The sequence below is a fragment of the Bacillus sp. NTK074B genome (assembly GCF_017303375.1).
Classification (GTDB): Bacteria; Bacillota; Bacilli; order Bacillales; family Bacillaceae_B; genus Rossellomorea.
In genome coordinates this window covers 98957-111538 of the sequence record NZ_JAFKOH010000002.1, presented here as the reverse complement: position 1 = coordinate 111538, position 12582 = coordinate 98957, and the positions used below count along the sequence as shown (strand labels likewise).

15 protein-coding genes and 2 other annotated features are annotated in these 12582 nt (G+C 40.9%); of the genes, 9 read left to right on the top strand and 6 right to left on the bottom strand.

What is annotated here, in order from left to right; genetic code table 11:
- Positions 1-199: 199 nt before the first annotated feature.
- From JI667_RS03955 to JI667_RS03935, 5 genes are all read left to right on the top strand, one after another.
- The gene (locus tag JI667_RS03955; RefSeq protein ID WP_206850784.1) at positions 200-1021 is read left to right on the top strand and encodes an undecaprenyl-diphosphate phosphatase; all 822 of its coding nucleotides are present in this window, start codon (positions 200-202) and stop codon (positions 1019-1021) included.
- Positions 1022-1094: 73 nt separating this feature from the next.
- Positions 1095-1316 (top strand) — a binding site (T-box leader).
- 35 nt (positions 1317-1351) lie between these two features.
- Positions 1352-1572: a binding site (T-box leader), on the top strand.
- Between the two features lie 51 nt (positions 1573-1623).
- A complete protein-coding gene (gene thrS / locus JI667_RS03950; RefSeq protein ID WP_206850783.1) occupies positions 1624-2826 on the top strand; it encodes a threonine--tRNA ligase in 1203 nt (400 codons plus the stop codon).
- A 232-nt stretch (positions 2827-3058) separates the two neighbouring features.
- Positions 3059-3793, top strand: a complete 735-nt coding sequence (gene pyrH / locus JI667_RS03945) for a UMP kinase (protein ID WP_206850781.1) — start codon at positions 3059-3061, stop codon at positions 3791-3793.
- A 67-nt stretch (positions 3794-3860) separates the two neighbouring features.
- A complete protein-coding gene (locus tag JI667_RS03940) occupies positions 3861-4331 on the top strand; it encodes a GNAT family N-acetyltransferase (protein WP_206850780.1) in 471 nt (156 codons plus the stop codon).
- Positions 4332-4349: 18 nt separating this feature from the next.
- Positions 4350-4769, top strand: coding sequence for a GNAT family N-acetyltransferase (locus tag JI667_RS03935; RefSeq protein ID WP_206850779.1), 420 nt, complete (start codon positions 4350-4352; stop codon positions 4767-4769).
- Here the strand turns inward: JI667_RS03935 and JI667_RS03930 are convergent.
- The 3 genes from JI667_RS03930 to JI667_RS03920 all read right to left on the bottom strand — a co-directional run bounded on the left by JI667_RS03930 (position 4666) and on the right by JI667_RS03920 (position 6174).
- On the bottom strand, positions 4666-5052 hold the full coding sequence (locus JI667_RS03930) for a 4a-hydroxytetrahydrobiopterin dehydratase (protein WP_206851152.1): 387 nt from the start codon (positions 5050-5052) through the stop codon (positions 4666-4668). The genes JI667_RS03935 and JI667_RS03930 overlap by 104 nt on opposite strands.
- 182 nt (positions 5053-5234) lie before the next feature.
- On the bottom strand, positions 5235-5459 hold the full coding sequence (locus JI667_RS03925) for a hypothetical protein (RefSeq protein WP_206850778.1): 225 nt from the start codon (positions 5457-5459) through the stop codon (positions 5235-5237).
- A 268-nt stretch (positions 5460-5727) separates the two neighbouring features.
- Complete coding sequence (locus JI667_RS03920) at positions 5728-6174, bottom strand: DUF2062 domain-containing protein (RefSeq protein WP_206850777.1); 447 nt, start codon at positions 6172-6174, stop codon at positions 5728-5730.
- Between the two features lie 210 nt (positions 6175-6384).
- Here JI667_RS03920 and pssA point away from each other — a divergent pair, with 210 nt between their 5' ends.
- Positions 6385-7059, top strand: a complete 675-nt coding sequence (gene pssA / locus JI667_RS03915) for a CDP-diacylglycerol--serine O-phosphatidyltransferase (RefSeq protein ID WP_206850776.1) — start codon at positions 6385-6387, stop codon at positions 7057-7059.
- A 112-nt stretch (positions 7060-7171) separates the two neighbouring features.
- Here the strand turns inward: pssA and JI667_RS03910 are convergent, their stop codons facing one another.
- On the bottom strand, positions 7172-8356 hold the full coding sequence (locus JI667_RS03910; protein ID WP_211201192.1) for a chromate transporter: 1185 nt from the start codon (positions 8354-8356) through the stop codon (positions 7172-7174).
- Positions 8357-8374: 18 nt separating this feature from the next.
- On the bottom strand, positions 8375-8683 hold the full coding sequence (locus JI667_RS03905; RefSeq protein WP_206850775.1) for a PadR family transcriptional regulator: 309 nt from the start codon (positions 8681-8683) through the stop codon (positions 8375-8377).
- A gap of 242 nt (positions 8684-8925) precedes the next feature.
- Between JI667_RS03905 and JI667_RS03900 the strand changes: the two genes are divergently transcribed.
- From JI667_RS03900 to JI667_RS03890, 3 genes are all read left to right on the top strand, one after another.
- Positions 8926-10398: an esterase/lipase family protein gene (locus tag JI667_RS03900; protein ID WP_206850774.1), complete on the top strand. Its 1473-nt coding sequence runs from the start codon at positions 8926-8928 to the stop codon at positions 10396-10398.
- 235 nt (positions 10399-10633) lie between these two features.
- Positions 10634-11683, top strand: a complete 1050-nt coding sequence (locus JI667_RS03895) for a M14 family metallopeptidase (RefSeq protein WP_206850773.1) — start codon at positions 10634-10636, stop codon at positions 11681-11683.
- Positions 11684-11823: 140 nt separating this feature from the next.
- Complete coding sequence (locus tag JI667_RS03890) at positions 11824-12039, top strand: alpha/beta hydrolase-fold protein (RefSeq protein ID WP_206850771.1); 216 nt, start codon at positions 11824-11826, stop codon at positions 12037-12039.
- 28 nt (positions 12040-12067) lie between these two features.
- Here JI667_RS03890 and JI667_RS03885 read toward each other — a convergent pair whose 3' ends face one another.
- The gene (locus JI667_RS03885) at positions 12068-12484 is read right to left on the bottom strand and encodes a universal stress protein (RefSeq protein ID WP_206850768.1); all 417 of its coding nucleotides are present in this window, start codon (positions 12482-12484) and stop codon (positions 12068-12070) included.
- Positions 12485-12582 lie beyond the last annotated feature (98 nt).

The following is a 12582-nucleotide window of genomic DNA, read 5'->3' as shown; positions in this document are numbered from 1 at the left end:
CGGGCCTATCACCTGTTTCTGTGTTTTTTTATGTGTATAAGTTCTTATTGTCGACTACATCGAGTTGTAGTACTATATTCTAGATTGTTATGAGAAAAGACTCCTTTTTCGTTCCTTGTAAACAATGGACATTCAATGAGGATTTTCCACATGGCAGTAAAACAAAATAACAGGATCTATACTAGAGGAGAAAAAACCCATGGAATATGTCATATTGTTTAAAGCATTTATTCTCGGAATGGTAGAAGGACTGACGGAGTTTGCTCCGGTATCTTCCACAGGCCATATGATCGTGGTGGATGATCTTTGGATCAAATCGAAAGAAGTGTTGGGGAAGTATCCTGCGAATACGTTTAAGGTAGTCATTCAACTTGGATCCATTCTGGCTGTAGTCATTGTATTTCGTGACAGGTTCAAAGATTTATTAAGGATGGATTCACGTAACGCACAGAGGACATCCCATTTAAAACTAACACATATACTGGTTGGATTACTTCCAGCGGTAATCCTCGGGTTATTATTTGAAGATTATATTGATGAGCATCTTTTTTCAATCAACACTGTTCTTGCAGGGTTAGTGATTGGCGCAATCCTTATGATCGTTGCAGATCTGTTACGGCCAAAAGCGATAGCGGTGGAATCCGTCGATGAGATCACTCACAAGAAGGCATTATTGATAGGGTTGATCCAATGTTTGTCATTATGGCCCGGTTTTTCAAGATCTGGTTCAACGATTTCAGGAGGTGTGCTCCTCGGATTAAGTTATCGGGCTGCGTCGGATTTCACCTTCATCATGGCCGTGCCGATTATGTTGGGGGCAAGTGGTCTGTCCCTCTTGAAAAATTGGATGTATTTTAATGCGGAATTCATGCCGTTTTTATTAGTCGGATTTATAAGTGCGTTCCTTTTTGCTTATTTATCGATTCGTTTCTTTCTAAAGATTATCAATAAAGTCAAGTTACTCCCATTTGCCGTTTACCGCTTTTTACTAGTCGGCATTATTCTGGTCTTTTTTGTTTAAAATGACTCTTGACAGTTAGAAAATACTCCCATATAATTTCAATAACACTTTTATCAGGAATTGAATATACTATATGAAAGCAAAGAAGAGGACATGATTCATTTAGTTTTCTCTAAATCAGAGATCAGGGTCGCCGGCTGAGAGCCCTGAAGAGAGATGAATGTTTTACCACCTCGGAGCTATTATGGGGAAGTTACAGTATCCATAATCGGGAAAACCGTTATCTTACTTAAGCGAAGAGTTATATTTTACACTTCGAAATTAGGGTGGAACCACGACCGCACTCGTCCCTTGGTTAGGGATGAGTGCGGTTTTTATTATTCAACTGAATAGAGCGCGAAGAAGAGGACATGAATCATTTTGGCTTTCTTACCAGAGAACAGGGTCATCAGGCTGCAAACCCTGAAGAAAGTAAAATGGTTTACCACCTTGGAGCTATTATGGGGAAGTTACAGTATCCATAATCGGGAAAACCGTTATCAACTTTTGAGCGAAGGGCTATTTTAGCACTTCGGAATTAGGGTGGTACCACGACCGCATTCGTCCCTTGGTTAGGGATGAATGCGGTTTTTTTATATAAAAAATTAGAAGGAGGAAAATAAATGTCCATTCAATCAGAGGTAGAAAAGAGAAATCACAGGAAATTAGGTCAGGAGCTTGAACTATTTATTTCCATGGAGGAGGCTCCTGGAATGCCCTTTTTTTTACCGAAAGGCATGTTGTTACGAAATGAACTGGAGGAATTTTGGAAGAAGGAGCATCTGAAGGCCGGCTATGAGGAAATCAGGACACCGGTCATGATGAAACAGGATTTGTGGGAGAAGTCAGGTCATTGGGACCATTATCATGAAAACATGTATTTCTCTGAAGTGGATGATCAGAAATATGCCATCAAACCGATGAGTTGTCCAGGAGCAGTGCTAATTTACAAAAGCAAGAGACGAAGCTACCGGGAGTTGCCTATCCGTTATGGGGAGCTTGGGCTGGTGCATCGTCATGAGCTATCAGGATCGTTAAGCGGGTTATTGAGAGTTCGTTCCTTCACTCAAGATGATGCTCATCTTTTCGTAAGGGAAGATCAAATTCGTGCAGAGTTGCATAAAGTGCTCGATCTCATTGATCAATTCTATGGGAAATTCGGTTTCGAATATAAAGTTGAGCTCTCAACTCGTCCAGAAGACTTTATGGGATCAGTTGAACTATGGAATCAAGCCGAAGGGGATCTTGAAGGTGTATTGGAAGAAAGGGGCGTTGACTATCATACTAACCATGGAGATGGAGCCTTCTACGGACCGAAGATCGACTTTCATATTCTGGATTGCCTGGGGAGGAGTTGGCAGTGTGGAACGGTTCAACTTGATTTTCAGATGCCCGAAAAATTCCATTGTGAATATATTGGTGAAGATAATCAGGTTCAAAGACCGATTATGATCCATCGCGCTATCTATGGATCGATTGAGCGTTTTATGGCCATTATCATTGAACATTTCGGAGGGGATTTCCCCCTTTGGTTAGCTCCGCATCAGGTGAAGATTCTTCCAATTTCCGAAGCACATATTCCATACGCCCAAAAAGTGAAGTCTCAATTAGAAAGGGAAGGATTTAGGGTTGAACTAGACGATCGAGTTGAAAAAATGGGATTGAAAATCAGAGAGGCCGAGATGAAGAAAGTTCCTTATATGATGGTTATAGGAGATAAAGAAATGCAGCAACAATCGGTTGCGCTCCGAAAAAGGAAGGAGGGTAACCTGGGAGTACTTCAAGTAAAAGATGTGATCCATAAACTGAATGGCGAGATGATATAACAGGATCAAGAGGGAAAAACTTCTATGTTTGAAAAGGTAGAGGTTACTAAATTCCACTTGACCATTCCCTGTATTTTCTATAAACTAACAGAAGGAAAATTCTGAATACAAAGAATGGGGGAGAAGAAATGAGCACTTTGCATCGGATTCCAGCAGTATTTCTTCTTTTCTATCCAAGAGCTAAAAAGTAATCATTTACTTTTTAGCTTTTTTATGTCGAGGGGGAATGTAAATGGGATATAAGAGAGTGTTAATTAAATTAAGCGGTGGCGCATTGGCTGATAACGAAGGGAATAACTTTGGAACAGCAGAGCTTGAGCATATCGCAAACGAAATCATGTCCATTGTAGACATGGGAATAGAAGTTTCGTTAGTGGTGGGAGGCGGCAATATCTTTCGTGGCAGTTTAGCAGATACTTGGGGTATCGAGCGGGTAGAGGCTGACAGTATAGGCACCCTGGGAACCATCATCAACAGCTTGATGCTCAGAGGTGTTCTCAAAAGTAAAACGGATAAAGAAGTAAGAGTCATGACGTCAATCCCTGTCTCAACAGTTGCTGAACCGTATATCCGGCTCAGGGCCGTCCACCATTTGGATAAAGGATATATTGTCATATTCGGAGGGGGGAACGGCCAGCCGTTCGTTACGACGGATTATCCCAGCGTACAAAGGGCGATTGAAACGAATAGTGATGCGATCCTGGTAGCGAAACAAGGAGTTGATGGTGTATTCACCTCTGACCCTAAACGGAATAAAGAAGCGAAGATGTATCATAATTTAAATTATGATGATGTCGTCAAACACAATATTAAAGTCATGGATCAGTCAGCCCTCCTGTTAGCACGGGACTATAAACTGCCCGTTCACATCTTTAACTTTGAGCAGGTGGGAATCATGAAAAGAATTTGCTCAGGTCAGAAGCGGGGGACCTTGATTAATCATGAAGAGACCAAATTGCAAATGTAAAGATTGAGATGTTAATCGAATTCAGGAATAAAACACACCTTAAACTTTTTTGATAAGGGAGATTCATATGAGCTTTACTTTCCAAATCATGTCCCGGGAACAGGCTGAACACATTGCGAATAAATGGAAATATGAAGGAAAATATACCTCTTATGATATGTCGGCAGATGAAGATGACTTAGCAGAATTCTTGGACGAGAGACAACGTGGTAGCTCAGTTTATTCAGTATTTCAAGATGGGGAGATGGTTGGTTTCTACTCATTTCATCTATTAAAAGATGAAACTGTAGATATCGGACTGGGAATGAGGCCGAGTATCACTGGAAAGGGGAAGGGACAGCAATTTACAGAAGCTGGATCGGAATTTGCAAGAACCCAGTATTCTGCGGGATCATTTAGTCTATCCGTGGCCACTTTTAATGAACGTGCGATTAAAGTGTATACCATAGTAGGGTTCCACCCCCTAGAAACATTCATTCAACACACAAATGGGAGCAGCTATGAATTTTTGAAGATGAAATACTCTAGCGAGAGTTAGCAGTGGGAGGAGTACCTGGTGAATCTTAAAATACTAAACCAATTTGAAAAGGATAAACTCCATGAAATCAAAGATGTGTACCAGTCAGTAGGATGGATGAAACATTCGGATGAAGTGATTTCTACCATATTTCAAAGAAGTGATGTCGTTTCCATCGCTATTTATGATGGGCGCATCGTCGGAGTGGGAAGAGCACTGTCGGATGGCGTTTTCAATGCGACGATTTACGATGTAGTCGTCCACCAGGATTACCAGCGGAGGGGAATCGCCAGTCATATTATGAGGGATTTATTGGAACAACTTAAGGACGTATCGTGCATCCTGCTGATCTCAACTACAGGGAAAGAAGCATTCTATAGAAAACACGGTATGAAAAACGTGAAGACCAGTATGGCAAGGTACCTTGATTCATCCCTTGCGAAGGAATATCTGGACTAAGAGATGAAGAAGAGACAGTCACGACGCTAACTGTCTCTTTTAATCCATTCATTTCATCGAACCATCGATCATACCTTTCTGCAAGATCAACGTGTGCATCCGTCAATCCACTCTCATTCCAAGAAGTCATTTCTACTATAATGAGTTTGTACTGGATTGTAATAAAGGGATGATTCACTTTCTCGGCTTGTTCAGACCAACGGTTAACAAACCGAAATCCTCCAAGGTAGTCCTTGAAATAAACCGTTTCCTCGGATGTCTGTAGTGATGGGCAGAATTCCATCTGCCTGGAAGTCAAAGAATGCAGTACCGGGAATTAATAAAACGACAAACTTTGTACCCCAGCCAATTTTGACCAAGTGCTTGTTCATGTCACTTACCTTGGGCATTTTCTCCGTAACGCTTTTAAGCGTTAGTGGAGAGGTATTTTATAAGTAGACAAATAAAAACGCCATAGTGGCATTTTTATAAAGAATGCGATTTACCCTTTGGATCCTCAAGGTTCATTTTTTCCAATTCAAGCCTCATTTTTTGAGTTTCAATGACGAAATTCTCATGCTTCAATTTTTCAAGCTCCAGTTCATCTTCCAGCATTTTTTGTTTATACTTGGATTGTTTTTGAAAATGGTCTGTAATGATACCGAGGATAGGTATGGAAAAAATCATGATTACTGCTATAGTTCCAGTCATTTCAATCCTCCTCTTTCTCTTTTCATTCTCGACTTGCACTAGTTAAATTATATCAAAGTGCGAGTTGAAATAGTGAAAAAATGGTCAACTGTCGTAAGGTTATTGATACATATATTTACGGATAAGAAGGTGGAATGGTTTCAAACAATTAATTGTGTTGAGGGGGAAGGGGAAATTGATAGTCGGCCGAAGCTTTACAAAAATAAGGGTCCTTTATGACGGAAACCTCAAGACTTCATGTGTGAAGATCTCTTAGATAAAGAGACCTTCACACATTCCATTTCCTTTGTACAAAAGTAAGCATAGTTCCTCTGTATTTTTTCACTGCGGAATTCATGATGAAATAGATTAGAGTCCCGAAAATAGGGATATTGATGAGCATTCCGGTAAAGAAGGCTTTCCCTATTTGCAAGCCAACTCCAACCGCATCATTGGTGTGATCCAAAGGGAAGATTACATGGCCCATTGCAAGGTTCAGGTAAAAGAAAAAAGGGAATGCCCAAATTAAAGAAATCCCTCCAACTAGTCCAGCGAATGAGTTCCCCTTGAATATTTTTGCACATGCAGTTGAAATAACGGGTCCTATGCCGAAGGAGGGAACAAAGTTAATCAAGAGTCCAACTGTGAACCCCAGTGCAATACTATGTGCATTGTCCTTAAGGCGCAGTAATTTTAAAGTAAGGCATTTCAACTCTCGCAGTTTTTTTCTAATCATGATAAAATCACCAAATATGTTGAAATTTTGTTTGTGTTTTACGTTTATAATGTTCTTCTTAGTTTATAGTATGTCTAATTTCAACGAATGTAAATTGGAATTGTACTTTTTTAGGGAATTCATTGAATTTTTTTCATGATTGACCTTATGAGCAAAAATAAAGTGGTATTCTAGTAATAGTAGAATCTTTGACAGAGCGAGGACAAAAAAATGAAACTAACAAAAAAAATCCCGAATATGGTGACTCTGGGGAATTTATATTGTGGATTTTTATCCATCGGTTTTGCAGCAAGTGGACAATTTAAAAATGCTGCAGTCTTAATCATTATAGGCATGATGCTCGATAGTATGGATGGAAGGCTTGCAAGGATGCTCAATGCAGACAGTGTTCTTGGGAAAGAGCTGGATTCTCTGGCAGATATTGTGACCTTCGGTGTGGCCCCATCATTTCTTGTATACTATACATACTTTTTTCAATTCGGATTATTAGGATTCATTGTAGCAGGCCTTTTCCCACTATTCGGGGCGTACCGCCTCGCACGCTTCAATACAAGTCCACCAAAGTCGTCCCTTCACTATTTTGTGGGGGTCCCCATAACAGCTGCTGGTGGGATCCTGGCCATTCTTACATTATTCGGCAACTGGATTCCGAATATCGTGACAACGGTCATTTTTACAGCGATGTGCTTTCTTATGGTGAGCAGGATTAGAATCCCAAGCTTGAAGGAAGTTCCGTTGCCTAAATATGGTACGATCGTGACCATATTCATCGGGGCATTACTATATGTGATATTTAAAGGTACTTACGAAGAATTCCCTTATTTGATTTATATCGCAACCCCATTATATATTGCCTATTTGGCGTATCGCTTTATCAAAAGATAATATCCTTTTACACACGAATGAGCCGGGAAGGAACCGGCTCATTTCTATGTTCTGCCAGTATAAGTATACATGTCCTTCAAAAAGAACATATCTAAACGTTATACCCCATATTTTAAATCATTCCCGTCAAAAAACCACCAAGAGCACCAGAAATCACGACAATCCAAGGGGGGAGCTTCCAAAAGACCAACATGCTGAATAAGATCGCTGCGAAAGCAAAATCAGTTGGGCCCAGGACGGAAGAAGTCCAGATAGGGTGGTAAAAAGCCGCTATCAGGATTCCGATTACGGCAGCGTTAACTCCCATCAATGCCCCTTTGATCTTGGGATTTCGTCTAAGAGAATCCCAGAAAGGCAATGTACCGGTGATGAGCAGAAAGGCAGGGAGGAATATTGCAGCGGTTGCCAGTAATCCGCCTTTCCACCCGTCTATCACCGAGCCGATATACGCTGCAAAAGTGAAAAGGGGGCCAGGGACGGCCTGAGCTGCACCATAACCTGCCAGAAACTGTTCTTCCGTTAACCAACCTGTCGGTACAAACTCCCTTTCAAGCAGAGGGAGAACAACATGTCCACCCCCAAATACCAACGATCCAGATCGATAAAAACTATCGAAGAGTGCTACCCATTCCAGTGAGCTTATTTCTCTCAAAATGGGAAGGAATATCAGCAACCCGAAGAATGAGGATAAGCAGATCACCGCAGATTTTCGGGAAATCGGAAACTTCATTCGTACTTGATCATCTGCTGCCTCGTTTTTATATAACAGGAATCCAACGAATGCAGACAGAAAGATCACAACAACTTGTGAAATGACGTTTTGCCAAATTAACATAATCACCAGGGCAAGGAGGGCAATCGTTTTTCTCTTTAAGTCAGGAGTCAATTTAGCGGCCATCCCAATAATGGCATGAGCGACCACTGCCACTGCTACAATTTTCAAACCGTGTATCCATCCCGTATCCGCCATGTCATTCCCTTTTAGAAGTAGGGCAAATAGAATTAGAACAAGGACAGAGGGAAGGGTAAACCCTATAAAGGATACAATCCCACCAAGGATGCCCGCCCGCATAATCCCGACGCCCATTCCAACCTGACTGCTAGCCGGTCCGGGAAGAAACTGGCATAGAGCTACGAGATCGGCATAGCTTCTTTCATCCATCCATTTTCTCCTGCGGACATACTCTTCATGAAAATATCCAAGGTGGGCAACAGGACCGCCAAAAGAAGTAAAACCGAGTCTAGTAGAAATGAACAAAATTTCTAGTAATGTTTTTATTTTTCTTGATGTATTCAATACGTATTCACCCACTTATCAGTCTTTTATTTCTTTAAATAGCTCATATGCTTTGTTCCTGGCTTCAATCAAAATCTCTCTTCCTTTAGGAGTGGTTGAATAATATTTTCTGATTTTGCCGTCGACGTTCATATTTTCTTTCAGTAACAGCCCATCTTTCTCCATTGAATGGAGTATGGGATATAATGTCCCTGAACTGATGCTGTACCCATGTTCTTTCAGTTCATCGACCATCCATGTCCCATATATGGGCTCTTCTAAAGCATGGTGAAGAATGTGAATTTGAATGAACCCAAGAAATAGTTTCCGTATTACCCTCTCTTCCAATGATGCACCTCCTTGTTAATATCGTGATCCGATATCGTTTTTCGATATCATTTTTAATACTGTGAATATAGCATGAATTCATATGTTTTAAAAGAGTTCATAGCGAGCTGGTCGACTTTTATACATACATTTCGCTTTCCTGTTTTTAGTTCTTTTATCACAAATTACATATCACCAGTCATATCTATTTACGCCTTTCTATATACTTTACATGTTTATCACATTCATAAAGGAGAGAGGGTATGATCAAAAAGATTAGTATGACCGTTTTGGCCTTGTTTCTTTTACTGCCGTCATGGAGTCATGCGGGTTCTTGGACTAAAGACCCTTCAGGGGTCCCCGGGCAGTGGTATGTAGGTACGACCCCTTCGTCTGTAGCTCCATCCAAGCAGCCGATTCTATTTGTTCACGGATTAAACAGCTCTTCTAACACATGGTGGAATGACAACAATATGTACGATACGGCCTATCAGAACGGTTATGAAACCGCTTTTATCGATTTGTATCCAACCAGGAATATGTGGGACAACGGCACCCTCCTCTCGCAAAAGATCCGTGATATATACAATTATTACGGAGAAAAAGTAGTGATTGTCGCCCACAGTAAAGGAGGCATCGATGTCCAGTCAGCTCTTGTTCACTATGGAGCATATCCGTATGTTTCGAGGGTGATTACTCTCTCCACTCCACATTACGGATCTCAATTGGCTGATCTAGCTTATAGCAGCTGGGCAGGTTGGCTGGCAGGCATCCTTGGCAGTAAAAATGAGGCCACCTACTCATTGCAAACAGGATATATGAGTTACTTTCGGGAAGAAACGGATCAAAATGCCAATGTAACTAAGGTCCCATTCTATACGTTCGGTGGAACGAAATGGGGAAGCTTTGGCAGTTCCTTGTATTGGGGAGGATTATATCTTTCAGGATATGGAAGTAATGATGGGGCTGTCACTGTCAATAGTTCTAGACTTCCTTACGCTACTGAATTGAAGGTGGGGGGATGGAATCATTACACCATTAAAGAAGGGTCTTCTACTTTTAATTTATTTAAGGGTTACTTGAACGAAACGACGAACAATTCCTCGGGAGCGGTAACTCAAAGTGCATCCTTCAATAATGATGCAGACTCGTTTTTCAGGGGTGGGGGATATAGCGGGGAAACTCAAGAGAAAATCCTGGTGGAAGAAGGTGCAAGGTCGGTCACTTTTGACTGGATGAGCAGCAGTCCTTCCTCCCGTTTGGTCCTGAAAGACCCGAAGAAAAATAAATATTCTTCTTTTGATGTGAGTAAGGACAACAGTGATTATTTTAACGGAGCATATCATCATACTCTTACGATTAATACTCCTAATCCGGGGGAGTGGACTCTTGAATCTGCCTCGCAAAGCACGGAAACATATTTATTGAATGTTTCTTTTGATAGTATAATGAATAATGCTGTGAGTATGAGTATGGAACAAGACCAAATCAGTTTGAAGAAAAAGGACAGCGATGTAAGCATTCAACAAGATATGACAATTGAGTATTATAAAAATGGAAAGTTAAAAGAAAGTAAGCTTAAATCCAAGAACGGATTATTAAAGCTGCCCTCACTTGGAGAAGGCGTCTATAATGTGACGATCGATATAAAAGGAAAAAAGGGGAAGAATGCATTCAATCGAACACTGATCAAAACGATTTATGTAGATGATAAAGGCCGTATTTTCGGAGAATAAGGGAACACAAGGTTTGGTGAGAAGCTGATCAATATGGCTTCTCTTTTTTTTGTGAAATCGACCTGATTCAATAGTTAGACAAAAATTAGCATTTTTCGATTCAATCTAGGGATTAATATCCACCCGTTATTCCGTAAGTCAGTTCGAATGTTTCATTTTGGAGAACTGGAAAGGAATTCAAACCTCTTACATCTAAGTATATTAGGGATATGAAATATATGAGGAGGAATACATAGTGAAGAAGAAATTAATGTTGGGAGCCCTTTCAAGTGCTCTAGTAGCTTCAGGAATTGCCTTTTCGACACCAGGCGGGATTGTAATGGCAGATGGACCGGAGTACAAAGGGAATGAGACCATTAAGAATGAACGTCTCCATGACTATGAAGAAATGGTGAGCATGCTTCAACATCTTGATCAGAAATCAGATGCTCTAACGTTAGAAGCTTACGGTCAGTCTGTAAAAGGAAGAGATCTTTATCTAGCGAAATTTGGAAACAATGAAGAAAATCCCACGGTTCTTTATTTGACCCAGCAACATGGTAATGAAGCCTTGACGACTGAAGGAGCACTTCAATTCATCAAGCATCTTACTTCCAACTCTAAAGAAGTGAAAGAAATGCTTGAGAACGTGAACATACTCGTTGCTCCACGCTTGAATGTCGATGGGGCAGAAGGGGACGTTGATTTCTCACTCAATGATTATGTGGCAGGAACTCACACACGGTACAATGCAAATGAAGTGGACTTGAATCGCGATCATGTGGATCGTAATCAGCCTGAAACGAAGGCCCTTCATGAAAACGTACTTCAGAAATATAAGCCTGACTATATGATTGATCTTCATCATCAAGGGGCGGAAACCACTCTTGGCGACACGGATGAACTTGTCTCAGGTTCAATTTTATACCCAACAAATGAGAATGTAGATCCGGAAGTGGTTGAAAAATCAAAGCAGCTTGGTGCTATCCTATACAACACGGTTGAGGCCCGAGGGTTCGGTACCCTGTCAAAATACATCGGTGGATCAGCTCCTACAATAAGCCGGAATGGACTTGCTGTCGAGTATGGGATTGCCACACTTCTTTTTGAAATGAGGGGTATGGCAGATCATTATAGAGAGGATTATGTCCTTGGACAAAAGAGCAATGGATATCTCATAAAGCAAGCGGTCATCAGTTTAGAAGCGGCGGCAAAGGCGATTGGGGATGGTTCCATTGAAGAAGCGGATACATCATTCTGGGATACACTGCCGGAGAGCTCCTATAATAGAAGCGAAAGTGAATGAAGCTGAGATAAAGGTGCATTTCCATAAAGGATGTGCACCTTTTTCACTCGTTGCTGAATCTAATACTTCTCAACCATATACCAATACCTTTTTATCTCATATGATGCTAAATTAAACAAAAATACATTGGAGGGACCAAGATGTATGAGCATTTTGAAGTTAATATGACCCCTTTGAACAGGAAAAGGACCATTCGTGTTTATTTACCGGAGGATTATCATGAAACGACAGGAAAAAGGTACCCTGTATTGTATATGCATGATGGACAAAACCTTTATCTTGATGAAGATGCAGGGTATGGGATGGCATGGAGAGAAAGGGTACCGATGGTCTTTGATTATTTGTATAAGAATTAAAGAAAGACTTCCCAAACGGAAGTCTTTTCTACTTTACGATCATGACAGGACATTTTGCCCTTTTGGCCACTTTATGGCTGACGCTGCCAAGTACCATTTCCTGAAAGGCATTCAATCCCCGGCTTCCAATGACCACTGCGTCAAACTCATGTTTATTCGCATACTCCACGATGGACGGTCCAGGTTCCCCATGTAAGAAGATGATTTCATACCGGATCCCTTGATGTTTCGCTTTTTGTTCAAGCATTTGAAGCTTTTGCTTCCGCTTGTCGCCTGCATCGAATCCCCAGGATTTAAGAACATCCTCTTTTGATTGTTTCCCATCTATAACGTATACAATATCGATCTTGGAGCCTTCATGGCAACCAGCGAGAGCAATTGCCTTTTCTCCTGCCCTTAAGGAGTGCTCGGACCCGTCTGTAGCAAGTAGGATATTTTTGAACAATACTATCTCCCTCATTTCATGAAAGCGTTTAGTATTTATTTCTAGTTTATTCTTCATATTCCTCTAATGAACAGGAAGATATTTTTTACAAGTTATTG

What these genes read in the sequence shown, in the direction of transcription:
- JI667_RS03920 (WP_206850777.1), bottom strand. Translation starts at nt 6,174, where the DNA reads ATGATTAGAAAAAAACTGCGAGAGTTGAAATGCCTTACTTTAAAATTA.
- JI667_RS03940 (WP_206850780.1), top strand. Translation starts at nt 3,861, where the DNA reads ATGAGCTTTACTTTCCAAATCATGTCCCGGGAACAGGCTGAACACATT.
- thrS (WP_206850783.1), top strand. Translation starts at nt 1,624, where the DNA reads ATGTCCATTCAATCAGAGGTAGAAAAGAGAAATCACAGGAAATTAGGT.
- JI667_RS03890 (WP_206850771.1), top strand. Translation starts at nt 11,824, where the DNA reads ATGTATGAGCATTTTGAAGTTAATATGACCCCTTTGAACAGGAAAAGG.
- pssA (WP_206850776.1), top strand. Translation starts at nt 6,385, where the DNA reads ATGAAACTAACAAAAAAAATCCCGAATATGGTGACTCTGGGGAATTTA.
- JI667_RS03900 (WP_206850774.1), top strand. Translation starts at nt 8,926, where the DNA reads ATGATCAAAAAGATTAGTATGACCGTTTTGGCCTTGTTTCTTTTACTG.
- JI667_RS03930 (WP_206851152.1), bottom strand. Translation starts at nt 5,052, where the DNA reads ATGGAATTCTGCCCATCACTACAGACATCCGAGGAAACGGTTTATTTC.
- JI667_RS03955 (WP_206850784.1), top strand. Translation starts at nt 200, where the DNA reads ATGGAATATGTCATATTGTTTAAAGCATTTATTCTCGGAATGGTAGAA.
- pyrH (WP_206850781.1), top strand. Translation starts at nt 3,059, where the DNA reads ATGGGATATAAGAGAGTGTTAATTAAATTAAGCGGTGGCGCATTGGCT.
- JI667_RS03925 (WP_206850778.1), bottom strand. Translation starts at nt 5,459, where the DNA reads ATGACTGGAACTATAGCAGTAATCATGATTTTTTCCATACCTATCCTC.